The 22,494-nt window shown below is 71.4% G+C and carries 22 protein-coding genes; 17 read left to right on the top strand and 5 right to left on the bottom strand.

Going from position 1 to position 22,494, the window contains the following annotated elements:
- The first annotated feature begins 63 nt into the window (after positions 1-63).
- A complete protein-coding gene (locus ACQPZX_RS34305) occupies positions 64-471 on the top strand; it encodes a peptidoglycan-binding domain-containing protein (RefSeq protein ID WP_433364634.1) in 408 nt (135 codons plus the stop codon).
- 13 nt (positions 472-484) lie between these two features.
- Here ACQPZX_RS34305 and ACQPZX_RS34300 read toward each other — a convergent pair whose 3' ends face one another.
- Positions 485-1,756 (bottom strand): ROK family transcriptional regulator, encoded by a 1,272-nt coding sequence (locus ACQPZX_RS34300; protein ID WP_433364631.1) that lies wholly within the window; start codon positions 1,754-1,756, stop codon positions 485-487.
- A gap of 246 nt (positions 1,757-2,002) precedes the next feature.
- On the opposite strand from ACQPZX_RS34300, the gene ACQPZX_RS34295 reads away from it, so the two are divergent.
- From ACQPZX_RS34295 to ACQPZX_RS34220, 16 genes are read left to right on the top strand one after another with little or no spacing between them, the layout of a single operon-like run.
- Entirely contained in the window at positions 2,003-3,289 is a 1,287-nt protein-coding gene (locus tag ACQPZX_RS34295; RefSeq protein WP_433364627.1) for an ABC transporter substrate-binding protein, read from the top strand.
- Positions 3,290-3,303: 14 nt separating this feature from the next.
- Complete coding sequence (locus tag ACQPZX_RS34290) at positions 3,304-4,215, top strand: carbohydrate ABC transporter permease (RefSeq protein ID WP_433364624.1); 912 nt, start codon at positions 3,304-3,306, stop codon at positions 4,213-4,215.
- Between the two features lie 15 nt (positions 4,216-4,230).
- Positions 4,231-5,073: a carbohydrate ABC transporter permease gene (locus ACQPZX_RS34285; RefSeq protein ID WP_433364621.1), complete on the top strand. Its 843-nt coding sequence runs from the start codon at positions 4,231-4,233 to the stop codon at positions 5,071-5,073.
- Positions 5,074-5,086: 13 nt separating this feature from the next.
- On the top strand, positions 5,087-5,467 hold the full coding sequence (locus ACQPZX_RS34280; RefSeq protein ID WP_433364618.1) for a C-glycoside deglycosidase beta subunit domain-containing protein: 381 nt from the start codon (positions 5,087-5,089) through the stop codon (positions 5,465-5,467).
- The gene (locus ACQPZX_RS34275; protein WP_433364615.1) at positions 5,464-6,459 is read left to right on the top strand and encodes a sugar phosphate isomerase/epimerase family protein; all 996 of its coding nucleotides are present in this window, start codon (positions 5,464-5,466) and stop codon (positions 6,457-6,459) included. The genes ACQPZX_RS34280 and ACQPZX_RS34275 overlap by 4 nt, the downstream gene beginning before the upstream one ends.
- Positions 6,459-6,857: a C-glycoside deglycosidase beta subunit domain-containing protein gene (locus tag ACQPZX_RS34270; RefSeq protein ID WP_433364612.1), complete on the top strand. Its 399-nt coding sequence runs from the start codon at positions 6,459-6,461 to the stop codon at positions 6,855-6,857. The genes ACQPZX_RS34275 and ACQPZX_RS34270 overlap by 1 nt, the downstream gene beginning before the upstream one ends.
- A 12-nt stretch (positions 6,858-6,869) precedes the next feature.
- On the top strand, positions 6,870-7,865 hold the full coding sequence (locus ACQPZX_RS34265; RefSeq protein ID WP_433364609.1) for a sugar phosphate isomerase/epimerase family protein: 996 nt from the start codon (positions 6,870-6,872) through the stop codon (positions 7,863-7,865).
- Positions 7,862-8,629: a TIM barrel protein gene (locus ACQPZX_RS34260; RefSeq protein WP_433364606.1), complete on the top strand. Its 768-nt coding sequence runs from the start codon at positions 7,862-7,864 to the stop codon at positions 8,627-8,629. Before ACQPZX_RS34265 ends, ACQPZX_RS34260 begins: the two co-directional genes overlap by 4 nt.
- Positions 8,626-9,717, top strand: a complete 1,092-nt coding sequence (locus ACQPZX_RS34255; RefSeq protein ID WP_433364603.1) for a Gfo/Idh/MocA family protein — start codon at positions 8,626-8,628, stop codon at positions 9,715-9,717. The genes ACQPZX_RS34260 and ACQPZX_RS34255 overlap by 4 nt, the downstream gene beginning before the upstream one ends.
- Before the next feature lie 34 nt (positions 9,718-9,751).
- Positions 9,752-11,233, top strand: coding sequence for a GMC oxidoreductase (locus ACQPZX_RS34250; RefSeq protein WP_433364600.1), 1,482 nt, complete (start codon positions 9,752-9,754; stop codon positions 11,231-11,233).
- 35 nt (positions 11,234-11,268) lie between these two features.
- The gene (locus ACQPZX_RS34245) at positions 11,269-11,535 is read left to right on the top strand and encodes a hypothetical protein (RefSeq protein WP_433364597.1); all 267 of its coding nucleotides are present in this window, start codon (positions 11,269-11,271) and stop codon (positions 11,533-11,535) included.
- Positions 11,532-13,064, top strand: coding sequence for a GMC oxidoreductase (locus ACQPZX_RS34240; RefSeq protein ID WP_433364594.1), 1,533 nt, complete (start codon positions 11,532-11,534; stop codon positions 13,062-13,064). The genes ACQPZX_RS34245 and ACQPZX_RS34240 overlap by 4 nt, the downstream gene beginning before the upstream one ends.
- Positions 13,057-13,431 carry a C-glycoside deglycosidase beta subunit domain-containing protein gene (locus ACQPZX_RS34235; protein WP_433364591.1) on the top strand — a complete coding sequence of 125 codons (375 nt, stop codon included), beginning with the start codon at positions 13,057-13,059 and terminating at the stop codon, positions 13,429-13,431. Before ACQPZX_RS34240 ends, ACQPZX_RS34235 begins: the two co-directional genes overlap by 8 nt.
- Complete coding sequence (locus ACQPZX_RS34230) at positions 13,428-14,303, top strand: sugar phosphate isomerase/epimerase family protein (RefSeq protein ID WP_433364588.1); 876 nt, start codon at positions 13,428-13,430, stop codon at positions 14,301-14,303. The genes ACQPZX_RS34235 and ACQPZX_RS34230 overlap by 4 nt, the downstream gene beginning before the upstream one ends.
- A 23-nt stretch (positions 14,304-14,326) precedes the next feature.
- Complete coding sequence (locus tag ACQPZX_RS34225; RefSeq protein ID WP_433364586.1) at positions 14,327-15,238, top strand: sugar phosphate isomerase/epimerase family protein; 912 nt, start codon at positions 14,327-14,329, stop codon at positions 15,236-15,238.
- Positions 15,235-16,206, top strand: a complete 972-nt coding sequence (locus ACQPZX_RS34220) for a sugar phosphate isomerase/epimerase family protein (protein ID WP_433364583.1) — start codon at positions 15,235-15,237, stop codon at positions 16,204-16,206. Before ACQPZX_RS34225 ends, ACQPZX_RS34220 begins: the two co-directional genes overlap by 4 nt.
- On the opposite strand, the gene ACQPZX_RS34215 is transcribed toward ACQPZX_RS34220, so the two are convergent.
- The 4 genes from ACQPZX_RS34215 to ACQPZX_RS34200 form a co-directional block, all read right to left on the bottom strand.
- Entirely contained in the window at positions 16,203-17,468 is a 1,266-nt protein-coding gene (locus tag ACQPZX_RS34215; RefSeq protein WP_433364580.1) for an ROK family protein, read from the bottom strand. The two genes, ACQPZX_RS34220 and ACQPZX_RS34215, sit on opposite strands and share 4 nt — an antisense overlap.
- A 117-nt stretch (positions 17,469-17,585) precedes the next feature.
- Positions 17,586-18,353, bottom strand: coding sequence for a class I SAM-dependent methyltransferase (locus ACQPZX_RS34210; RefSeq protein WP_433364577.1), 768 nt, complete (start codon positions 18,351-18,353; stop codon positions 17,586-17,588).
- 10 nt (positions 18,354-18,363) lie between these two features.
- Positions 18,364-19,476, bottom strand: coding sequence for a serine hydrolase domain-containing protein (locus ACQPZX_RS34205; RefSeq protein WP_433364574.1), 1,113 nt, complete (start codon positions 19,474-19,476; stop codon positions 18,364-18,366).
- 95 nt (positions 19,477-19,571) lie between these two features.
- Positions 19,572-22,439, bottom strand: a complete 2,868-nt coding sequence (locus tag ACQPZX_RS34200) for an ATP-binding protein (RefSeq protein ID WP_433364571.1) — start codon at positions 22,437-22,439, stop codon at positions 19,572-19,574.
- Positions 22,440-22,494: the final 55 nt, after the last annotated feature.

The raw sequence follows: 22,494 nt of genomic DNA, 5'->3' as shown, positions 1-22,494 counted from the left end.
GCCGTGCCACGGTCCAACTGGTCGGCAGGAGCCGACGGGGGACACGACGAAGGGGTACGGACGATGATCCGAAACTCACGACTCGCGGTGGCGCTTTCCGCGACGCTCGCGGTGGCGGGACTGGCGGTGGCGGCGCCCGCGCAGGCCGCTCCCATCCCGGCGCAGCTGCGCTGGGCCGGCTGCCCGGTCGGCCCGAAGACTTACGACATCGGCTTCGGCGACAGCGGCACCGCCGTCTCCGAGGTGCAATGCCTGCTGAACAAGACGGTCTCGTGGAACGCCTACCCGCATTCGCAGCCGCAGACCGGCTACTACAGCGCGGCCACGGTGGCGGTGGTCCGGGTCTTCCAGACCTGCGCCAACAACCTCGGCGCCGGCATCGCGGTGGACGGGCGCGTCGGCCGGCAGACCCTGCCGCACCTGCGGTGGTGGGGCCAGCACACCGTCGAGACCGGCCAGGTGATCTGCTGACCGCCTGAGCAGTTCAGCCCGGCTCCGGCGCGGCGCCCCGGGCGGCCAGCTCGGGGTGGCCGGCCGGGGTCGTGCCGGGCAGCCACAGCGCGAGCCGGTGCGCGGCGAACAGCTCGTCGACGACCAGGTGCACCGCGCCGGTCAGGCCGGTCGCCTCGTGCAGCGCCGCGGGCTCGATGCGCAGCGTCCGGGTGGCGAGCGGCAGCGACCGGCGCTGCACCGACTCCCGGATGGCCGCGATGACGAAGTCGCCGGTCCGCGACACCTCGCCGCCGAGCACCACCAGCGCCGGGTTGTAGAAGCTGACCAGGGTGGCGAGGGTACCGCCGACGAGCTGCCCGGCCCGGATCAGCAGCGCCTGCGCGGCCGGATCGCCCTCGTGCGCGGCCGCCGTGACGTCGGCGGCGCGCAGCGTCCCCTTCGCCGCCAGGATGGCGGCCATCGCCGGGCTGCCGCCGGTCTCGGCCAGCCAGCGCCCCTCCCGCGCGAGCGCGGCGCCGCCCGCGGCGGCCTCCAGGCATCCGGCGTTGCCGCAGCGGCAGATCACCCCGCCGGTCTCGGCCGCGGCGACGTGGCCGATGTCGCCGGCGCAGCCGTTGGTGCCGCGGTGCAGCCGGCCGCCGGAGATGAGCCCCGCGCCGATGCCGGTGCCGATCTTCACGTAGAGGAAGTCCCGGGCCGCCGCCGCGGACGGGTTGGCGTGCAGCTCGCCGAGGGCGAGCAGGTTCACGTCGTTGTCGACCCAGGTCGCCGCGCCGTACCGCTGGGCGAGCCGGTCGCGGATCGGGTAGCCGTCCCAGCCCGGCATGATCGGCGGGGCGACCGGCAGGCCGGTGGCGAACTCGACCGGGCCGGGCACGCCCACGCCGACGCCCCAGAGCGCGCGTCCCTCCGCGTGCCGCGCCAGCAGCTCGTCGACGACCTTCTCGGCGTGGCCGAGCACGACCTCGGGGCCGTCGGCCACCTCGATCTGCTCCTCGGATCGGGCCAGCAGCCGCCCGGCCAGGTCGGCGACGCCGATCTCCATCCGGGTCGCGCCGATGCCGATGCCGGCGACCAGCCCCGACTCCGCCCGCAGGCGCAACTGCCGGGGCGCGCGCCCGCCGGTGGAGGGGCCGATGCCCGCGGTGGTGACCAGGCCGGCCGCTTCCAGCTCGCTGATCCGGGCCGCGACGACGCTGCGTCCCCAGCCCACCCGCTCGATCAGCGCCGGCTGGGTGATGCCGTGGTTGCCGCGGATGGCCCGCAGCACGGCGGCCAGGCTCTCGGTTCGTTCGATCGCCACGACGGTCCTTTCCCACGCGGTTTCGCCCGGATCACGAAATGCGTCCGTTCCTCCGATGACCGGCGAAAGTTCTGGCGGCAAACGCCCGTGCGCGCCGCCCAGAGGCGCCGGAGACGCATTGAAGATAACCCATTGACCTGGCTTATGTCGGTTATCAGCAAAACTTATGTTGTTTTTCAACGAAACTCATGTGACGCTCAGCACGCAGGACCGGACAGCCATCCGCGTCACACCGAAGGGCTCACCATGACGTTCCCGATCGCACGGCACCGCCGCCCCGCAGCCGCCGTGGCGCTGCCCGTGGTGGCCGGACTCCTCCTCGCCGCCTGTGGTGGTGGCGGCAGCGAATCCGGCGGAGCCGAGTCGCAAACCATCAACTTCTCGTACGCGAGCGCCAACACCACCGAGATGGCGTACGAGACCCTGGCGAAGGACTACATGGCCGCGCACCCCGGCGTCACGATCAAGACCAACCGGGTCGCGCTGAACGCGTACAACAGCACGCTGACCACCCAGATGCAGGCCGGCAACGGCCCCGACGTCATGTACATCACCGCCGGCACCGGGCAGGCCGCCTCGATCGGCCAGCTCGCGAAGGCCGGCCACCTGCTCGAGCTCCCCGACGCCGCCACCGGCATCCCCGAGGCCGAGATGGAGGGCTATTCCTACAACGGCAAGGTGTACGGGGTGCCGAGCGCGACCGCGATCAGCGGCATCGTCTACAACGACGTGCTGGCCAAGCAGAGCGGCGTCACGATCACCGCGACCTCCACCCTGCAGGACGTCATCGGCCAGTGCGGCAAGGCCAAGGCGGCCGGCAAGTCGATCTTCGGGCTGGCCGGCTCGATCCCGGAGAACACCGGCATCCTGGCCATGGAGATCGCGTCGTCCACCGTCTACGGCCCCACGCCCACCTGGAACGCCGACCGGGCCGCCGGCAAGGTCAAGTTCGCCGGCACCCAGGGCTGGAAGGACGCGCTGCAGGCGGTCGCCGACCTCAACGCGGCCGGGTGCTTCCAGGACGGCGCGGCCGGCGCCGGCTTCGACGCGCTGACCAACGGCGCCTCACAGGGCAAACTGTTCGGCTTCTTCGCGCCCAGCGGCGCGACCAAGGACATCATGGACGCCGCGCACGGCGCCGTGAAGCTCGTGGCGCTGCCCTTCCCGGCGCCGACCGGCACCAAGACCTACATGGCGGTCACCTCCGACCTCGGTCTGGCCGGCAACAAGAAGACCAAGAGCCCGAGCCTGGTGCAGGACTTCATCAAGTTCTCGGTGACGCCGGCCGAGGCCAAGAAGTTCGCCGAGGCGCAGGGCAGCATCCCGATCGGCGCGACCGAGGCGTCCGACCTGCTCCCGCAGTACGCGGGCGTCGCCGACCTGCTCTCGAGCGAGCAGTACCGGCCCTACGGCACCGACGGCTGGCCCAACGGCCAGGTCTACGCGGCCCTCGGCCAGGGCGTCACCGGCCTGCTGACCGGCCAGAAGTCGATTGACGACGTGCTCAAGGCGATGGACTCGGCCTGGGGATGAGTCTCATGACCACGATGGAACGAACAGCCAAGCCCGTGATCGCCACCGCCGAAACCAGCAGGAAGAAATATCGGGTCGGTTACGGCCACTGGTGGTGGGCTCTTCCCGCCGTGGTCCTGATGCTCGCGCTGATCTACGCCACGACCGCGGGCGGCGCCTTCTACGCCTTCACCAACTGGACCGGCATCGGCGAGTTCGACTTCACCGGCCTGGAGAACTTCCGCAAGATCTTCCAGGGCGAGGAGCTCACCGGCTCACTGATCAACACGCTGGTGCTGGCGTTCGGCTTCCTGGTGCTCACCAACGTGCTGGGCATGCTGTTCGCGCTCGCCCTCAACCGCGGGCTGAAGAGCCGGTACATCCTGCGGACGCTGCTGTTCATGCCGGTGGTCATCGCGCCGATCGCCGTCTCGTACATCTGGAAGTTCATCTTCGCCTACGAGGGCCCGCTGAATCAGACGCTCGGCGCGGCCGGCCTCGACAGCTGGAAGCACGACTGGCTGGCCAGTCCCAAGCTGGCGCTCGCCTGCGTGCTGGTCGTGATGGTCTGGCAGAACATCGGCTTCGTGATGGTCATCTACCTGGCCGGGCTGGCCACCGTGCCGGTGGAGCTGGAGGAGGCGGCCGCCCTCGACGGCGCGGGCAAATGGCGCCGGTTCCGGGCGATCACGGTGCCGATGATCCAGCCGTCGATCGCGATCGCCACGACGCTGATGCTCATCCAGGGCCTGCGGATCTTCGACCAGGTGCTGGCGCTGACCGGCGGCGGGCCGGCCGGCGCCACCCAGACCCTGGCCACCGAGGTCTATCAGCAGACCTTCGTCTACAGCAATTTCGGATTCGGCGCCGCGCTCGCTCTTGTGCTCAGCGTCATCATCCTCATTTTCACCGTCCTGCAGCAGTACGCCACCCGCGACCGCGCCTAGAGAGAGGAGAAAGTCGTGTTCCGTTATACCAAGAAAACGCTGATCCTCGAGATCTGCACGGTCCTCGCGGCCGTCGTCATGCTGATGCCGTTCTATTTCCTGGTCTCGACGTCGCTGAAATCGGAACAGCAGGTGCTCACCACCTCGACGCTGTCCTTTCCGACCAGCCCGACCTTCCAGAACTTCGTCACCCTGCTCTCGCCGGGCAGCGGCGCCTCCTCGAGCATCTTCCACGGCCTGTTGTCGAGCGTGATCATCACGGCGGGCACGATTCTCGCGCTGATCGCGGTGGGATCGCCGGCCGCGTACGTGCTGACGCGCTCGACCAGCCGCTGGTCCAACCGCACCTACTACCTGTTCCTGATCGCCATTCTGCTCCCGACCCAACTGGGCATCGTGCCGCTGTACGTCGAGGCCCGTACGCTGGGCCTGGTCGGCACGCCGTGGGGCATGGCCGTGGTCTACACCGGCATGCTGATGCCGCTCTCGGTGTTTCTCTACGCCGGTTTCTTCCGCCGGCTGCCCCTCGATTACGAGGAGGCCGCGACCGTCGACGGCGCCTCCCGGACCCGCATCTTCACCCGCGTGGTCTTCCCGTTGATGGGCCCGGCGACCGGCACGGTCGCCATTCTGGCCGGTCTGATCGTCTGGAACGACTTCTTCACCGCGCTGATTTTCCTGAACGGCTCGGACTATCAGACGCTGCCGGTGGTCATGTACAACTACGTCGGTTCCCTGGTCTCCCAATGGAACCTCATTTTCGCCGTCGTGATCGTGTCGATGATTCCGATCCTGGCCTTCTATTTCTTCGCGCAGAAGAAATTCATCCAGGGGTACGCCGGCGGGCTCAAGGGCTGAGGAGAGAGTTCACATGATGCCGGAGCTCATCATCGAGCCGGAAACCTTCAAAATCCACGGCGATCGCGTACGGATGTCCGTGCGCATGCCCTGGTACCGCGCATTGCCGCTGTCGTCGGTCGCCGACGTGCGCTGGACGGTCGACGGCCGTTCGGTGCCACGGGAGTCGATCACCTGGACCGTCGACGGCGAGACCTGCCGCCTCGACGAGCTGCCGCCCCGGCACGACAAGTGGTGGTACGTCCTCGACTCGGCCGTGATCGAGGGCGACCTTGCCGCCGCAAGCGGAACCCACGAGGTCGCGGTGACCCTCGCGCTCTACATCCCCTACATCACCACCGATCACGGCGTGCTGCTGATCGAGGAGAGCGACGTGAAGGAGATGGCCGCATGATCCAGGGCGTCACCCTCTACAGCTTCACCCGGGCCTTCCACCAGCGCCGCTACGGCTTCGCCGATCTCGTACGGGAGGTGGCCCGCCGCAACCTCGGGCCGGGCCTGGAGGTCGTCGGCTTCCAGAGCTTCAAGGGCTTCCCTTCTCTAGACGAAAATCAGATCCACGCGTTCCGAGCCCTCATCGACGAGACCGGGCTGACACCGACCTGCCTGTCCGCGAACGCCGACGCGGGCCTGCGCCGCGACCGCATGCTCACCGACGACGAGCTGGTCGACTACATGCGCCCGCAGATCGCGGCGGCCAAGGAGCTCGGCTTCCCGGTCGTCCGGGTGCAGATCTCGCTCACCCCCGACGACATGGAACGCCTGCTGCCGGTCGCGGAGGAGCACGATGTCCGCCTCGGCTTGGAGATCCACTCGCATCAGCACCCGAAGCATCCCGCGATCCAGGCGCTGCTCGAACGCTACGAGAAGCTCGGCTCGCCGTACCTCGGCTTCGTGCCCGACTGGGGCGCCTCATTGCGCGCCGTCCCGCAAACGCTGCTGCGCAAGTACCGCGCCGCCGGCGTGAGCGAGGAGTTGATCTCCGCGCTGGAGGCCACCTGGCAGGAGCATCACCGCGAAGGGCCGCCGATGACCGAGCAGCAGCACGGCCGCTGGTTCGGGCAGGTCATGCAGCTCGCGCACCGGCACGGCGCCGGCGACCGGGCGATCGAGATGGCCGTCAACTTCACCGGCCTGTTCGGCCACGCGCCGGTCGCGGACTGGGCCGACGTGCTGCCGTGGACGGTTCATACGCACGCCAAGTTCTACGACGTCGACGACGACTCCGTCCCCATCCGGGACCTCGTCTCCCTATGGCACAAGCACGGCTACACCGGTTCCTACTCGAGCGAGTGGGAGGGCTTCCACTGGAACGACTGGGATGACCCGTTCGAGGTCGTGGCGGCCGAGCAGGGACTGATCCGCGAGGCAGAGAGGAACCACTGATGGCCACCGACGACACCATCCTCACCGAGGACAGTTTGCGCGGCCGACCCGACGGCCTGGGCATCGCGGTGAAGATCCCGTGGTACCGCAGCCTGTGGCTGTCCAGCGTCAGCGACATCGCGGTCACCCTCGACGGCGCGCCGATCCCGGCGGAGTCGCTGCGCGCCGAGCTGGGCGACCGCAGCTATCGCATCGAGGAGCTGGCCGAGCAGTCCGAGACCCTCTGGTTCCTGCAGGACCGGCTGGTCATCGTCGTGCCGCAGGACGAGCCACCCGCCGCCGGCGACGAGGTCGACGTCGAGGTCAGCATGACGGTCCGGCTGCCCTACATGCAGATCGCGCCCGGCAAGTACGTGACCAACCACGCCACCAACCGCCGCGCGCTCGCGGTCCGCTGAGGAGAGGCGACCATGACCATCCAACTCGGACTCACCCTGTACTCGCTCACCAGCGAGTGGGCCGCCGGCCGCTACGACCTGCACGGCCTGCTCGACGAGGTGGCCAAGGCCGGCATCGGCCCCGGCATCGAAATCGTTGCCTCCCAGACGATCCGCACCTACCCGGAGGTCACCGCCGGGTTCGTCCGGGAGTGGCGCGACGCCTTCGACCGGCACGGCTTCGTGCCCAGCTCGTTCGGCGCCAACCTCGACATGGGCCGCCGGCGCGACCGCGACATGACCCCCGACGAGGAGTACGAGTTCACCGCCGCCCAGTTCCGCAGCGCCCGCGCCCTCGGCTTCCCGCTGGTGCGCATCCAGAGCGCGAAGCCCGCACTGATCCGGCGGTTGATGCCGCTGGCCGAGGAGCTCGACCTCACCCTCGGCTGGGAGATCCACGCCCCGATGGGGCCCAACTCGGCGCAGGTGCTGGCGATCCGCGAGACCTACGAGGAGATCGGCTCGCCGCGGCTCGGCTTCGTCGCCGACTTCAGCTCGACCATGCACAGCATGTCGCCGACGCTGCTGCGCGGGCTCACCAAGAAGGGCCTGCGCCCCAACGACCTCTCGGTTCTGCAGGAGATCTGGGCCAAGGACACCGGCATCAACGAGCGGCACGGCGAGTTCATCGAATACCTGCGTTCGCAGGGCATCGCGCCGGAGAGCCTCGGCTCGTTCGCCCGGCTCGCCTTCAACATGCACGGCCACGTCGACCCGCGTGAGTGGTCCGACATCATGCCGCAGATCGTCCACGTGCACGCCAAGTTCTACGACATCGACGAGAACGGCGACGAGCCGGCGATCGACTACCCGGCGATCGTCCGGGAGTTCGTGAAGGGTGGCTACTCCGGCTTCATGTCGAGCGAGTGGGAGGGGCACGCCTTCGCCGACCTCGACGAGGCCGACCCGATCGACCTGGTCCGCAAGCAGCACGCGCTGATCCGCCGGTCCATCGAGGAGGCGGCATGAGGCTGTCCCCGAACATCGAGCTGCTTTTCGGTGAGGCCGGGCCGGATCTGGGCGACCGGATCCGGGCCGCATCCAAGGCCGGCTTCGGCGCCGTGGAGCTCTGGAGCCTGCGAGACCTCGAGTCGGTCGAGCGGGCCGTCGAGGAGACCGGCGTCCAGGTCACCGCCGCTCTGGTCGAATACCCGCCGAAGACGAGCTTCACCTTCCCGGGCACCGACCACACGGCGTACTTCGAGATGGTGGACCGCGCGGTGGAGAACGCCCGCCGCATCGGGTGCCCGCGCCTCGTGCTCGCCTCCGGACTCGGCTTCCCGGGCGCCTCGCGGCAGAGGAACCTCGACATCCTCGCCGAGGTCTTCGCGACCGTGGTTTCCCGGACGGCCGGCAGCGGGATCGGCTTCGCGCTGGAACCGGTGAACACGCGCGTCGACCATCCCGGCGCGCTGCTCGACCGGACGGCCGACGCCGTGCGGGTGGCCCGGGCGGTCGGCTCCGATCGGTTCGGCATCCTCTACGACCTCTACCACTCCCTCACCGAGGGGGAGGACCAGGCGACCGAGCTGGCCAACGCCGGCGGCCTCGTCCACTACGTGCAGATCGCCGACGTGCCCGGCCGCGGCGAGCCCGGCAGCGGCGACGTGGATTGGGCTCTTCAGCTCGGTGTCCTGCGCGCGGCCGGCTACACCGGTCCGATCGGGCTCGAGTACTACCCGACCGTCGACTCGGCGGAGTCGGTGCGGCACATCAAGGAGGTGGAGCGGTGACCGACCGCATCCGGGCCGGCATCGTCGGCGTCGGCTTCATGGGCACGGTGCACAGCCGGGCGATCCAGCGCTGCGGCGGGGTGCTGGTGGGCGCCGTGGGCTCGACCCCCACGAAATCCTGGGAAGCGACCGGGCGGCTGGGTGCCGAGCGTCCGATGGAGACGGTCGAGGAGCTGCTCGCGGCGGACCTCGACGTCGTGCACATCTGCACGCCGAACGCGTCGCACGCGCCGCTGGTGCGGGCCGCGATCGCCGCCGGCAAACACGTGATCTGCGAGAAGCCCCTTGCCGTCAGCCGGGCCGAGGCCGAGGAGCTCGTGGCGCTGGCGGCCGAGGCGGGCGTGACCGCCACGGTCCCGTTCGTCTACCGGTTCTACCCGACCGTGCGGGAGGCGCGGAACCGGGTCGTCGCAGGGACGAGCGGGGCGGTCCGGCTGCTGCACGGCTCCTACCTGCAGGACTGGCTGGCCGAGGAGACCGACGACAACTGGCGGGTCGACGCCGCCACCGGCGGGCCGTCCCGGGCGTTCGCCGACATCGGTGTGCACTGGTGCGACCTGGCCGAGTTCGTCAGCGGCCACCGGATCGCCGCGGTCGCCGCCCAGACTATGACCGCCGTCCCGCGTCGCGGCGGCCGGCCGGTGGAGACCGAGGACGCCGCGGTCGTGGTGTTCCGCACCGACCGGGGCGCGGTCGGCAACGTGACGATCAGCCAGATCACGCCCGGCCGGAAGAACCGGCTCTGGGTGTCGGTCGACGGCGAGGCCGAGAGCCTCAGCTTCGACCAGGAGAGCCCCGAAACCCTGTGGATCGGCGGCCGCGAGATGAACCGGCAGCTGCTGCGCGGCACGGCCGAGTCCCGTTACGTCACCGTTCCCGCCGGCCATCCGCAGGGCTACCAGGATTGCTTCGACGCGTTCGTCGCCGACACCTACGCCGCGATCCGGGGTGAAACGCCGGACGGCCTGCCCACCTTCGCCGACGGCCTGCGCGCGGCGACGGTGACCGAGGCGGTCCTCGAGTCGGCCCGCACCAACGCGTGGGTCGAGGTGCCGGCTCTCACCGTCGGCAGCGAGGTGGCGGCATGACGACCATTCTCATCGTCGGCGGCGAGGTGGCGGCATGACTACCGTTCTCATCGTCGGCAGCGGGCCGAACGGCGCCGCCTACGCGCGCACGCTCATCGAACGGACCGGCGCGACCGTCCTGATGGTCGAGGCCGGGCCGGTCATCGACTCGCCGCTCGGGATGAACGTGAAGAACATCCCCGACCCGGCCGGGCAGGCCGCCGCCCGGCTCGCCTCGCAGGGCCGGACGTCCTCCGGCGTCGTCGGCATCCCCGGCGGAGTGGTCGTCGAAGGAACGGTCACCGCGCGGCAGGCTACCCACCTGATCGGCCGGGCCGCCGAGGGCTCGGCCGGGATGCCGGCCGCCGCCGTGGCCACCTGCGTCGGCGGGCAGGGCGCGCACTGGACCTGTGCCACCCCGCGCCCGCAGGGCACCGAGCGGATCCCGTTCCTCGACCCGGCCGAGTGGGACCGGCACGTCGCCGACGCCGAGCGGTTGCTGCACGTCACCAAGACCGCGTTCGGCGGCGCGCCGCAGGCCGAGGCGATCCTGAACGTGGTCGGCGCCGAGTTCGCCGCGGACGGCATCGCGGTGCGCCCGCTGCCGGTGGCCGCCGACCCACGCCCGGACGGCACCTTGCGCTGGTCCGGCACCGACGTGGTGCTCGGCCCGGTGGTGGACGATCCGCGTTTCACCCTGCGAGCCGAGACGCTGTGCGTGCGGCTGCTCCGCGACGGCGATCGGGTGATCGGGGCGGTGTTGCGCGATCTGCGGACCGGTGTCGAGAGTGAGGTGTTCGCGGACACCGTGGTCGTTGCGGCCGACGCGATCCGGACGCCGCAGCTGTTGTGGGCGTCGGGGATCCGGCCGGCGGCGCTGGGTCGGTATCTCACCGAGCATCCGCTGGTCTTCGGGGTGGTCGCGGTGCGTGAAGGCGTGCTGCCGGTGCCGGACAAAGCCGATCCGATCGATCCCATCCGGGCCGTTGTGTCGATTGGGTATGACGAGGAACGGCATCCGTTCCACGCGCAGCTGATGTATTCGCCGATCTGCCCGGCGCCGCTGCCGGCGGACAGCCCTTACCGCGACAGCCCGGGTGGGTATGTGGGCATGGGCTGGGGTGTGCGGAAATGGCCGCGGGCCGAGGACCGGCTCATCTTCGACGAAGCGCTGCCGGACGAGAACGGGATGCCGAGCGTCCGGATCGCCTACGCGCTCACCGACCGCGAGGAGGCCGAGCTCGACCGGGCCCGCAAGTTCCAGGTGCGGGCCGCGGCGGCGCTCGGCGAGTTCGTCGACGGGATGCCCGTGATTATGCCCGCCGGCAGCTCCCTGCACTACATGGGGACCGTCCGAACAGGACCTGTCGATGACGGGTCCAGCGTCTGTGACACGTACGGGAAAGTCTGGGGTCTTGCGGGGTTGATCGTCGCCGGCAATGGGCTGATCCCGACCGCCAACTCGTGCAATCCCACGCTCACCAGCGTCGCGCTCTCCCTGCGGGGCGCCGGGAAATTGGCTGGGGGAAGCCGCTGATCGGGCCGAGTGCTCGGCTCTCCCGAGCGCCTTCGTTGCGACCGCTCTTCGTCGCCCTGGTCGTCGTCACGCTGCTCACCGCGCTCGACGCGACCATCGTGGCCACCGCGCTGCCGTCCATCGTCGCCGACCTCGGCGGCGAGCGGCACATGGCGTGGGTCTTGCAGGACGCGATGCCGGCCGCCGTCGTCGGCACCGCCACCGCCGCGGTCACCCTCCTCCTGCTCGCCCTGCTCGCCTCACTGCTGCTGCCGGACCACCGGCTCAGCGCCACCCGCGAACCGTTGGAGGTCTCGTCATGACCAGGACTTTCCCCGACTCCGTCGACGTGGTCGTCGTCGGCAGCGGGCCGACGGGCGCGGCGTACGCCCGGATCCTCAGCGAGCGGGCGCCGGCCGCCACCATCGCGCTGTTCGAGGCGGGGCCGGCGCTCACCGACCCACCGGGCATGCACGTGAAGAACATCGCCGGCTTCGCCGCCCAGCGAGCCGCCCAGCGGCGGTCGGAGGGGCTGCACCCGCACACCGACGGCGAGCCGGGACAGTACGCCGACCCGGCCCGGCGCATCCTGCGGCCCGGCACCCACCTGCTGCCGGAGGGCTATCAGGCGCCGGGCGAGGACGGGCTGCCCGCCCTCGCGATGTCGACGAACGTCGGCGGGATGGGCGCGCACTGGACCGGCGCCTGCCCGCGGCCCGGCGACGGCGAGCGCATGGGGTTCCTGCCGGACCTCGACGAGCTGCTCGACGAGGCGGAAAGGCTGCTGGAGGTGGACCGGCATCCGTTGGCCGGCGCGCCCTACACCGACCTGGTCCGGTCGCGGCTCGCTGATGCCTTCGACGCCGGGCGCGCGCCGGACCGGCGGGTGCAGCCGATGCCCCTGGCCGTGCACCGGCGGCCGGACGGGGCGCTGGTGTGGACCGGACCTGACATAGTCTTCGGCGACGTCACCCGGAACAACCCCAACTTCACCCTGTACGCCGAGTCGCCGGTACAGCGGGTGCTGGTCGAGGACGGCCGCGCGGTCGGGGTGCTGGTCGCCGGCCAGGAAGTGCGGGCGCGCTTCGTCGTGGTGGCCGCGGACGCGTTGCGTACGCCGCAATTGCTCTTTGCCTCGGGGGTCAGACCGCCGGCGTTGGGACGTTATCTGAACGACCAGCCCCAGACGGTTTTCGCGGTGCGGTTGCGCGACGTCGCCTCGGCCGCCGACGTCACCACCGGGGCGGAGATCATCGGGCAGAGCGGCGTGGGCTGGGTGCCCTACACCGACGAGCATCCCTTCCACGGGCAGGTCATGCAGCTGGACGCGTCACCGATCCCGCTGGTCAGCGAGGACGAGCCCTCGCCCGGGACGATCGTGGGCCTGGGTTGGTTCTGCGGCAAGGATCTGCAGGCCTCCGATCGGATCGCTTTCTCGACTGACGAGGTCGACGACTACGGGATGCCGAAGCCGTCGATCCACTACACGCTCACCGCCCGCGACCGCGCCTCGCTGGCCGCCGCGCGCGAACAGATCCTGCGGGCGGCCCGCGCGCTCGGCGAGTTCATCGGGGACGAGCCGCTCCTGCTCGCGCCCGGCGCCTCGCTGCACTACCAGGGCACCACGCGGATGGGCCCGGCCGACGACGGCACCTCGGTGTGCGGGCCGAACAGCGAAGTCTGGGGCGTGACCGGGCTCTATGTGGCCGGCAACAACGTCATCCCGACGCCGATCGCGTGCAATCCCACCCTCACATCCGTCGCGCTCGCCGTGGCCGGCGCCCGCGACATCGCATCCCAACTTGTTCTGCAGAGCGCGGCCGGCGCCGCCATCGGAGGTGACCATGCTTGACCCACAGATGATTCAGACCCGGGGCTTCCGCAACACCGCGGACGGCTTCGAGGTGCGGCTGCGGCTGCCCTACTACCGCGGCGTGTGGACGAACCTGATCGTCGGCGCGTCGATCACCGTGGACGACGTCGCGGCGCCGGCCGCCGAGATCCGGTGGAGCATCGGCGGCGTGCCCGTTGCCCTCAGCTCGGAGACTGCCCGGTGGCCGGTCGACGTGCCGGCGGTGCTGTCGGTGCCGCGCGCCGAGCCGCTGGCGATCGGGTTCCACACCGTCGCGGCCGAGCTTCGCCTGACCATGTCCTACATCCCGGAAGAGCTCCAGCCGACGGTCTGGACCGAGCAGCGCAGGCTGGTGATCACGCGATGATTTCCTACGGTGTCTCCCTCTACAGCTACACCGGCGAGTACGGCGTCACGATGACCCTGGACGACTGCGTCGAGGATGTCGCCGATCTCGGGGCGACCGGCCTGGAAATCCTGGGAGAGGCGCACGTCGAGAACTACCCCTCGCCGTCGACGGCCTGGATCGACGGCTGGTTCGCCCGGCTCTCTCGGCTGAAGCTGGAGCCCACTTGCTACGGCTCCTGGGTCGACACCCGCCGCGGCGGGCGGCCGATGACCGTCGACGAGGCGGTGTCGCAGCTTTCCACCGACATCCGTCTGGCGGCGCAGCTCGGCTTCAGGTACGTGCGGCCCAAGCTGGGTGTCGTCACCGACGACCTCGAACCGGACCCGGTCTGGGAACCGGCCACCGAGCGGGTGCTCGACCTGGCCGCCGCCAAGGACATCGTCATCTGCCCGGAAATCCATTGGCCGTCGGTGATCCGGTCCAAGGTGGTGGACGACTACCTGGCCTTCATCGAGCGCACGGGAACGGAGCATTTCGGGCTGCTGATGGACACCGGGGTCTTCCAGACCGCGATGCACTTCCGCGGCGGCGGCGTCGCCAGCCGGATGGGCGACGGCGGCGGGCGGCCGCCGGTGGTGCCGGTCGTGCCGGTCTCCGACCTGGAGGACATCCTCGACCACGTCGTGCACGTCCAGGCCAAGTTCTACGAGATCGACGACGACCTGCAAGACCACTACATCCCGTGGTCGTCATTTCTATCGCTGCTGGTCCGCCGGAAGTGGTCGGGGTGCCTGTCCAGCGAGTACGAGGGCGACTACGCGGCGGGCCGGGCCTCCGATCAGCTTCGCCGCCAGCACGCCCTGATCCGCCTTCTGCTGCAGGAGTCGTGATGGCGTGGGAAAGATGGTCCTACATGGACCACTGGGTCACCGAGACGCCGCAGGGGCCGCAGCCACCGTCGTTCAACCGCGCCTACATGGACCGCTACATCAAGCAGCTGTCGGCGCTGGGCTTCAAGGGCTTCGACACGTTCTTCTTCTACCTGCCGATGCTGGCCGGGATGTACGGGTCGCTGCCGGGCTTCGAGTCGTTCCTGCGGGACAACGGCTTCGAGAAGATCACCGGCATCTTCTCGGCGTATCCGTCGGCGACCCGCTTCACCGCGCCGCACGTGCCGGAGACGCACGACCGGATCTTCGCGGACTGCGAGCAGACCGTACGGGCGGTGGACGGGCTGGCGGTGGAGAACTTCATCGTGATGCCGTCGACGACGTACTTCCAGGTCGAACCCGTCACCGACGACAAGATCAAGATCATGGCGGACCTCTGGAACCGGGTCGGGCGGATGACGCTCGCGCACGGCATGAAAACGACCTGCCATTTCGAGTTCTGGGGCGCCATCCGTACGCGTGCGCAGCTTGATCTGTTCTTCGAATACACCGATCCCGAGTACGTGTACTTCTTCTGCGACACGGCACAGCACACGATCGCCGGGGTCGATCCGCTGCAGATGTTCCGCGACTATCGCGACCGCTGCACGGGATTCCACTTCAAGGACACCCATAACGTCGATGTTTTTTCGGCATTTCGGACCCCACCGGACCCGGAATTGCAGGCGCCGCAGGTGTCCCGCTGGTTCTACGAGATGGGGACGCCCGGCGGGCTGGTCGACTTTCCGGCGCTGATGCGCGAGATCGTCGCCAGCGGGTACGACGGCTGGCTGACCGTCGAGCACGACAAGGCCGAGCTCGGCGGCGGTAGCTACGCCGAGGCGACCTGTGTGGCCAAGTGGTACATCGACAACGTGCTGGGGTCGCTGTCATGAAGGACGATCTGCGCTGGGCCTACGCCCTCAACCAGTGGAACTTCCGGCTCGACGTCTTCGTGCGGCACGAGGACCATCGGCGGGCGCTGCAGACGGTCGCCGCGTGCGGCTTCGACCACGTCGAGCTGGCCGCCGGCACCGGGCGCTGGGACAACCTCGGGCGGCCCGAGACCATCGCCCTGAACCACGGCTCGCCGGCGGCCTTCCTCGACTTCGTGCGCTCGTGCGCGGTCGACGGGATCTCCAGCTTCCTCTGGGATCCCGGGCAGCCGGTCGAGGAGGAGGGCTGGGCGTTCCGCTCCACCCGCAACCCCGACGACCACGCGGCCATCGTCGAGTCGGCCAAGCCGTTCATCGACTTCCTGGCCGCGGCCGGCGGTTCGCAGCTGGTGGCGCGCCCGGTCGGCTCGGCCTGGATGGGGCCGCCGCTGGATCCGGCCGCCTTCCACGCGATCGGCGAGGTCTGGAACCGGGTGGGAGCGGTCGCCGCCGCGGCGGGCGTGGGATTGAGCCTGCACTACGACTGCCTCGGCGCCGTGCACACACTCGCGGACCTCGAGCGCCTGCTGGCCTTCACCGACCCGGCCCTGGTCGGCCTGGCGCTGGACACCGCCGAACTCACCGTGGCCGGGATCGACCCGGTGGCCTTCTACCGGTCGCACGCCGACCGGGTGACGCACGTGCACCTCAAGGACACCCGGTACACCGACACCGGCCAGGAATACCGGATGCCGGCCGCCGAGACGACCATGCTGCGCGGCGGGGGCGGCCGGCGGATCGAGCGCTGGTTCTACGAGCTGGGCACCGAGGGCGGGCTCGTGGACGTGCCCGGCTTCGTGGCGGCGTTGCGCGCGTCCGGCTATCCCGGCTGGGTCGTGGTGGAGAGCGACCACGGTGGCAACCCGGCCGAGCTGGCCATGCTGAACAGCTGGTACCTGCAGCACGAGCTGGCGGTGCCACGCCGCTAGGCGGCGCTTTGCAAGCGCTGGGCAGAAGGGGCCGGTGAGCCGTCGGCGAGCCAGATGCGCAGGGACTCGGGGCGCAGCAGGCGGTCGGTGGCGAGCAGCGCGCCGCCGGCCGTGCCCTCGTGGAAGTCGAGCGAGGCCGTCCGGATCGTCAGGTTGCGGGCGGCCAGTTCGATCGTGCCGGCGAGGACGGCGGCCCGGAACTCTTCGAAGAACACCGAGCCGTAGCGGATCACGCCGCCGCCGAGCACCAGCGTGCCCGGGTTGGCGAAATTCACCACGCCGGCGATGGTCCGGCCGGTGAGCCGGGCCGCGTCCGCCGCCGCGGCGTGCACCAGCTCGTCGCCGGCCTCGGCCGCGTAGCCGATGTCGGCCGGGACGATGTGGCCGCGCTCGGCCAGCCGCCGGGCCAGCAGCGGGCTCGCGCCCGACCGGGCGTGCTCGGAGAGCTTGCGCATCATCGCCCAGCCGCTGGCCACCGCCTCGAGGCAGCCGGTCTTGCCGCACCGGCAGACCGCGGCCGGGTCGTCGGTGACCCGCACGTGCCCGATGTCGCCGGCCGCGCCGCTGTCGCCGCGGTGCAGCCGCCCGTTGGTCACCAGCCCCGCCCCGATGCCGGTGGCCACCTTGACGAAGAGCAGGTCGCGCCGCTCCCGGGGCGCGCCGCGCTCCCACTCGCCGAGCGCCATGGCGTTGACCTCGTTCTCCACCCAGACCGGGGCGTCGTAGCGCGCCCGGAAGGGCACCCGCACGTCGTACCCGTTCCAGCCCGGCATGATCGGCGCGGCCACCACCGCGCCGGCCGCGACGTCGACCGGCCCGGGCAGCGCGATCGTGACGCCCCAGACCGGCTTCCCGAGATCGGTCAGCAGGGCGTCGAAGGCGTCCTGGACGGCGGCCAGCACCACCTCGGGCCCGTCCTGGACGTCGATGTCGCCGTCGTGGCGGCGCAGCGGGTTGCCGTCCAGATCGGACACCGCGGCCTGCAGCGAGACGGCGCCCAGCGAGGCCGACAGGATCACCCCGGCCTCGGCCCGGAACCGGACCGACCGCGACGGCCGGCCACGCTGCTGCGGGGAGGGCGCCGCCTCGAGCTCCTTGAGCACACCCAGCTCGAGCCCCTCGCGGATGCGGTCGTTGATCACCGTACGGCCGAGGCCGGTCACGCTCTCCAGGTCGGGGCGGGTCATCGCGGTCTCGGCACGGACGATCTCGATGATCTGCGCGAGCACGAGGATGTCGCGAGCAGAGGGCGGCGCGGGCAAGCGATCTCCTTCTGGGGGCCTATGCTTATGCGGATTCTATGCATAATTGCGTGCGCCAGTGCCGCCAGTGCCGCCAGTGCCGCCAGTGCCGCCAGTGCCGCCGGGACAGGTGACCGTTCAGCTGCTCGGACCGGCGACGGCGGTGAAGAGGTGGGCCTCGGCCGGGAACAGCAGCCCTTCGCCGTCGAGGTGGCCGGCCAGCACCTCGCCGAGGTCTTCGATCATGGCCTGCCGGGTCGCGGTGTCCAGCGGGGCGAGCGCCGCCGCCAGCGGGGACGCCGCGACCTGCCGGGCGAAGAACTCCGGCACGGACGGGAATCGGACCATGAGGACGCGGGTGGTGCGGTCGACGGCGGTGAAGCCGCCGCCCGTCAGCAGCAGGTGGACACGGTCGGCGTCGGGCAGCCGGAACGGCGCTCGCATGAGGTCGCCCGGCGCGCCGTGCCGGTCGAGGACCGTCGCGAGCGCGGCGAAGCCGGGCGCGCGGGAGATGTCGCACCACAGGGCGAGCGCGAGCCGGCCACCCGGCGCGACGACCCGGTGCAGCTCCCGCACCACGGCGGCCGGATCCGGGGTGAACTGCAGGCCCTGCTGGCAGAACGCCACGTCGAAGCTGTGGTCGGCGAACGGCAGCTCGGCCGCGTCACCCGGCACCCACCGCACCCGGGGATCCAGGCGCGCCGCCACCTCGAGCATGGCGGGGCTCTTGTCCAGGGCGGTGACGCCGGCGGCGGTGGCGGCGGCCCGGCGGGCCACGATGCCGGTGCCGCACGCCACGTCGAGAACCCGAAGTCCCCGCACCGGGCCGGCGGCGGCGAGCAGTGCCTCGGCCAGGGGTGCGAACAGGACGGGTACGAGGTAGTCCTCGTACGCGTTGGGGTCCATGAGCCTCGCCTCACCGGCGCGACGCGTACAGCGCGTCCTCGAAGGCAGCGTACGTCCGCAGCACATCCGGGTCGAGGAAGGGCCGGGACTGGGTGTAGACCGCCGCGGTGATCCGGGCGGCCGGGTCGACCCAGAAGAAGGTGTTGAAGATGCCGGCCCAGCCGCCACTTCCGGCGGATCGCCGGCCCGGCTGGTCATGGGTGGTCAGCTGAAGCCCCCAGCCCCACTTCAGGCCCGGACCCGCGGCGTAGTCGCAGCTCGCCACCGGGTCCGCGGTGCGGATCAGGGCGGGAAAGTCGAGCTCACCGATCTGGTTGGTGAACGCCTCCCGTACCGATGCCGGGCTGAGGATCGACGCGCCGCCCAGGGAGCCCTCGCCGAGCAGCATGCGCTGGATCCGCAGGAAATCGCGGGGTGTGCAGTAGAGGCCGTGACCCCCGGAGAAGTAGCTGGGGTGCTGGTCCCAGTCGATGTCGGTGGCGACCCACCCGCCGTCCGGCGTCCGGTCGTGCACGGGCACGCTGCGTCGCCGCTGGTCGTCGGTGCGGAGAAACGTCGTGTCCTTCATGTCGAGCGGCGCGAAGACGTTGTCGGTCAGGTATCCGTCGAGCGGCCGCCCGGCGGCGGCCTCCACCACCTTGCCGAGCCAGTCAGTGCTGATGCCGTACTCGAACCTGGTGCCCGGGTCGGCGACCAGCGGGGTGGCGAAGACGTCGCCGATCCCGGTTTCCCGCTGCCAGCGGTCGATCGTGGCGTTCCAGAATCCGTACGTCAGGCCGGCGGTGTGCGTGACCAGCTGTTTGACGGTGGCCCGGGTGGCCGGCGCCCGCAGGACCGGCTTCCCGTTCTCGAAGCCGTCCAGCACCCGCACGGCGGCGAACTCGGGGCAGTAGTCCTCGACCGGCGCGCCGAAATCCAGGGCGCCGCGTTCGCGCTGCTGGAGGGCGGCCACCGTGCAGACCACCTTGGTCATGGACGCGATCCGGAAGACGGTGCCGGCGGTGACCGGACCGGCGCTCCCCTCGTAGATCACGCCTTCGTCGTCGGCGGCCAGGGCGACGATGTTCGGGACGGAACCGCTGCTCACGGCCGTCGACAGGACGGCATCGATGCTCGTACTCATGGGATCTTCCTCCGGTGGTCGGCTGACACACCCGAGCGTTGCCGCCGGCCACCCCGCGCCGCTTCGGGAGGACCACCCGTCCGGCGGCCCTCCGGCTACGCAGACAACCCGGCCGAATACCCAGCCAACTGGGCGCGCCGCCGGCAACCGGTTTTGGCGAGCAGGCCGGCCACGTGCTTCTCGACCGTCCGGGGCGAGAGGTGCAGGCGAGCGCCGACCTCCTGATTGGTCAGACCCTCGGCGAGCAACGCCAGCACCTCGGCCTCCCGGCTGGTCACGCCGAGCGCCCGGAGCCGCCCCGGCACCCCCGGGTCGTCCCGGCCGGGACGGGGAACCGGGATTCCGGCCCGCCGCAGCAGCTCACGGCAGGTGGCCGCGACGACCTGGTCGCCGCGGGCGGCGAAGTAGGCGGCCGCCTCCCGCAGCCAGAGCGCCGGCTCACCCCAGTCGTCGGCCAGCGCCGCCTCGGCGGCCGAGCGGCGCGCGTACTGCCGGTACCAGGCCACCAGCGGGCCCATCTCCGCGTCGGCGGCGGCGAACGCGGCGGCGGCCTCGGCGGGGCGCCCGGCCCGGCCGAGCAGGACGGCCTCGGCGTAGCCGAGCAGAATCGCCACCACCCGATGCCGGGTCGCGCCGGAATCGCGTACCCGATCGATCTCGGCTTGGGCGGTGTCGTCACCCGCGACCGCGAGCAGCAGCACCCGCAGGCCGAGGAACGGCGGGGCGACCGTAGCCGGGGACCGTTGCAGCAGCCGGGCGCCGGTGGTCATCTCGGCCAGCGCCCGCGTGCGGTCCTCGGCCAGCAACGACGCGGTGGCCCGGCAATGACCCAAGGCGCTGCCCTGCACGTCGAGGTCGTCGGGGGCCAGGGCCAGCGCCTCGCGCAGTCCGGCTTCCATGTCGTCGGCCCGGCCCAGCTGGGCGTACGCGGCGGCTTGCATGATCAGCGCCATCGGCAGCGTGGCCAGGCGAAGCCGGCGCGACATCTCGGCGCTGCCACGGGCGGGTCCCAGGCCGTCCACGGGCCGGAACTGCTTGATCAGCCCGGCCGCGATCTGCAGGTCCAGGGTGGCGACCAGGGCCAGCGCGCCGACCTCGGCCGCCAGCTCCCGCGCCTGCCGCAGCCGGTCGACGCTTTCGGTGCGCTGCTGGTCGACCGTGCCGAGCTCGTGCAGCGCGCGCAGGCGCCACAGCGTCAGGCCGTGGGCGGTCGCCACGGCCAGCTCGCGGGCGAACGCCGCCTCCGCCGCCCGCAGGTCCTGCTGGCGGGCGACCCGGCCGGCCACCTCCAGCGCCTCGCAGGCGACCGCGGGCTGCTCGTCGCGCTCGGCCGCGGCGAGGGCGGCCGCGGCCAGCCGATCCGCCTCGCTCAGCCGGCCCTGCCCGAGGGCGACCTGGGCCGCGAGCGCCTCGACAAGCGCCGTCGTGCCCTCGACCGCCGCGAGATGCTCCTCGGCGACCTCCCAGCGGCCCGCGGCCACGCCGGCCCGGGCCAGCCGCAGGTGAAGATCGCTCCGGACGCCGGGGTCGCGGGAGACCGGATCCAGCCGGGCCAGAAGCAGTTCGCCCAGCTCGAAGGCCCGGTCGACCTGGCCGGCCTGGGCGAGCACGTCGGTGAGCGCGACGCCGATGCGCACCGCCAGCTCCGGCTCGCCGGGCGCGAGCCGCCGGGCCCGGCGCAGCATCTCCTCGGCCGAGGCCAGAGCGCCCGCGGCGGCGGCCCGCAGCCCGGCCGTCAGCCACAGCTGCGACGCCCGAGCGGGGTCGCCGGCCACCTCGGCGAGGTCGGCCGCCAGCTCGCACCACGCCCCGGCCAGCTCGGGACGCGCCCGTTCCAAGGCCAGCAGAGTCCGCGCGGCCAGGCTCGCCCGTTCCGGCGCGACCAGGTCGCCGAGCACCGCCTCGCAGGTCAGGGCGTGCCGGAACTGGAACCCGGCGTCCTCGGCGGTCACCAGCTGTGCGCCGACGGCCTGGCGCAGGGCGCTCACCACCTCGGCGTCGTCCAGGCCGGTGGCGGCGGGCAGCAGCGACCACTCGAAGCTCCGGCCGAGCAGCGCGGCGGCGTGCAGCACGCTGCGGGCGTGCGGCGGCAGGGCGGCCAGGCGCCGGGCGACCGCGTCGGCGAACGTCGGCGGCACCCGCCGGTCCAGCGGGCCGCCGGTCGTCCAGCGCCCGTCCCGCTCCACCAGCGTTCCGCCAACCACCAGCCCGGCCAGCAGCTCCTCGATCAGGAAGGGCAGGCCGTCGGCGCGGGCGCCGAGGAACTCCTCGACCGCCGCCGGCAGGGCCGAGGTGGACAGGCAGGCCCGGGCCAGCCGCAGGGTCGCCTCGTCATCCAGCCGCCCCAGCTCGACCGCCCGCGCTGCCCGGCGCGCGAGCAGCGTCTCGACCAGATCCCGCCCCGTGCCGTCCTCGCCGGTCCGCAGGGTCGCCACGCAGGCGACGCCTTCCGTGGCCAGGTTGTCCGCCAGGTACTCCAGGACCGACAACGACTCGCGGTCGGCCCAGTGCAGGTCCTCGAGGACGAGCAGACAGCCGCGGCCCTGGCCCACGACGCGGAGCAGGCGCAACAGCCCTTCCCCGATCACCACCGGCGACTCCGCGCCCGGGACCGGCTCGTGGGGGAGCCATGAAGGAACCAGCCGGCCGAGCGCGGGCCGGAACGACCCCATCTCCTCGAGATCGGGCCGGCCGGATCGGCGCAGCTCGGCCATCACCGCCTCGGCCAGCGGCCGGAACGGCACCGCCGCCCCGCCGGCGACGGCCCGGCCGGTCAGTACCGGGAGCCCGCGGTCGCCGGCCAGCCGGGACACCTCGCGGACCAGCCGGGACTTGCCGACCCCGGCCTCGCCGAGCACGACGAAGGCGCCACCGTGGCCGCCGGCCGCACGGTCCAGCCCGTCCAGCAGGACCTGGACCTCGTCCTCCCGGCCGACCAGCACAGGGCACAGCACCTGGCGCACCCCGCCATTATCGGCGTGTGCGGTGCGTGCGGAAAAGCCGTCTTTCCCCGTACGG

This window comes from Actinoplanes sp. CA-142083, assembly GCF_050942195.1.
Taxonomy (GTDB): Bacteria; Actinomycetota; Actinomycetes; order Mycobacteriales; family Micromonosporaceae; genus Actinoplanes.
Note: the sequence above shows the minus strand (reverse complement) of the source record. Positions and strands in the feature narration are given on the sequence as shown.

Bases quoted from the DNA above. Each gene is read 5' to 3' on its own strand.
- ACQPZX_RS34305 (WP_433364634.1), top strand. From the start codon at position 64: ATGATCCGAAACTCACGACTCGCGGTGGCGCTTTCCGCGACGCTCGCG.
- ACQPZX_RS34295 (WP_433364627.1), top strand. From the start codon at position 2,003: ATGACGTTCCCGATCGCACGGCACCGCCGCCCCGCAGCCGCCGTGGCG.
- ACQPZX_RS34290 (WP_433364624.1), top strand. From the start codon at position 3,304: ATGGAACGAACAGCCAAGCCCGTGATCGCCACCGCCGAAACCAGCAGG.
- ACQPZX_RS34280 (WP_433364618.1), top strand. From the start codon at position 5,087: ATGATGCCGGAGCTCATCATCGAGCCGGAAACCTTCAAAATCCACGGC.
- ACQPZX_RS34275 (WP_433364615.1), top strand. From the start codon at position 5,464: ATGATCCAGGGCGTCACCCTCTACAGCTTCACCCGGGCCTTCCACCAG.
- ACQPZX_RS34270 (WP_433364612.1), top strand. From the start codon at position 6,459: ATGGCCACCGACGACACCATCCTCACCGAGGACAGTTTGCGCGGCCGA.
- ACQPZX_RS34265 (WP_433364609.1), top strand. From the start codon at position 6,870: ATGACCATCCAACTCGGACTCACCCTGTACTCGCTCACCAGCGAGTGG.
- ACQPZX_RS34260 (WP_433364606.1), top strand. From the start codon at position 7,862: ATGAGGCTGTCCCCGAACATCGAGCTGCTTTTCGGTGAGGCCGGGCCG.
- ACQPZX_RS34250 (WP_433364600.1), top strand. From the start codon at position 9,752: ATGACTACCGTTCTCATCGTCGGCAGCGGGCCGAACGGCGCCGCCTAC.
- ACQPZX_RS34240 (WP_433364594.1), top strand. From the start codon at position 11,532: ATGACCAGGACTTTCCCCGACTCCGTCGACGTGGTCGTCGTCGGCAGC.
- ACQPZX_RS34235 (WP_433364591.1), top strand. From the start codon at position 13,057: ATGCTTGACCCACAGATGATTCAGACCCGGGGCTTCCGCAACACCGCG.
- ACQPZX_RS34230 (WP_433364588.1), top strand. From the start codon at position 13,428: ATGATTTCCTACGGTGTCTCCCTCTACAGCTACACCGGCGAGTACGGC.
- ACQPZX_RS34225 (WP_433364586.1), top strand. From the start codon at position 14,327: ATGGACCACTGGGTCACCGAGACGCCGCAGGGGCCGCAGCCACCGTCG.
- ACQPZX_RS34220 (WP_433364583.1), top strand. From the start codon at position 15,235: ATGAAGGACGATCTGCGCTGGGCCTACGCCCTCAACCAGTGGAACTTC.
- ACQPZX_RS34210 (WP_433364577.1), bottom strand. From the start codon at position 18,353: ATGGACCCCAACGCGTACGAGGACTACCTCGTACCCGTCCTGTTCGCA.
- ACQPZX_RS34205 (WP_433364574.1), bottom strand. From the start codon at position 19,476: ATGAGTACGAGCATCGATGCCGTCCTGTCGACGGCCGTGAGCAGCGGT.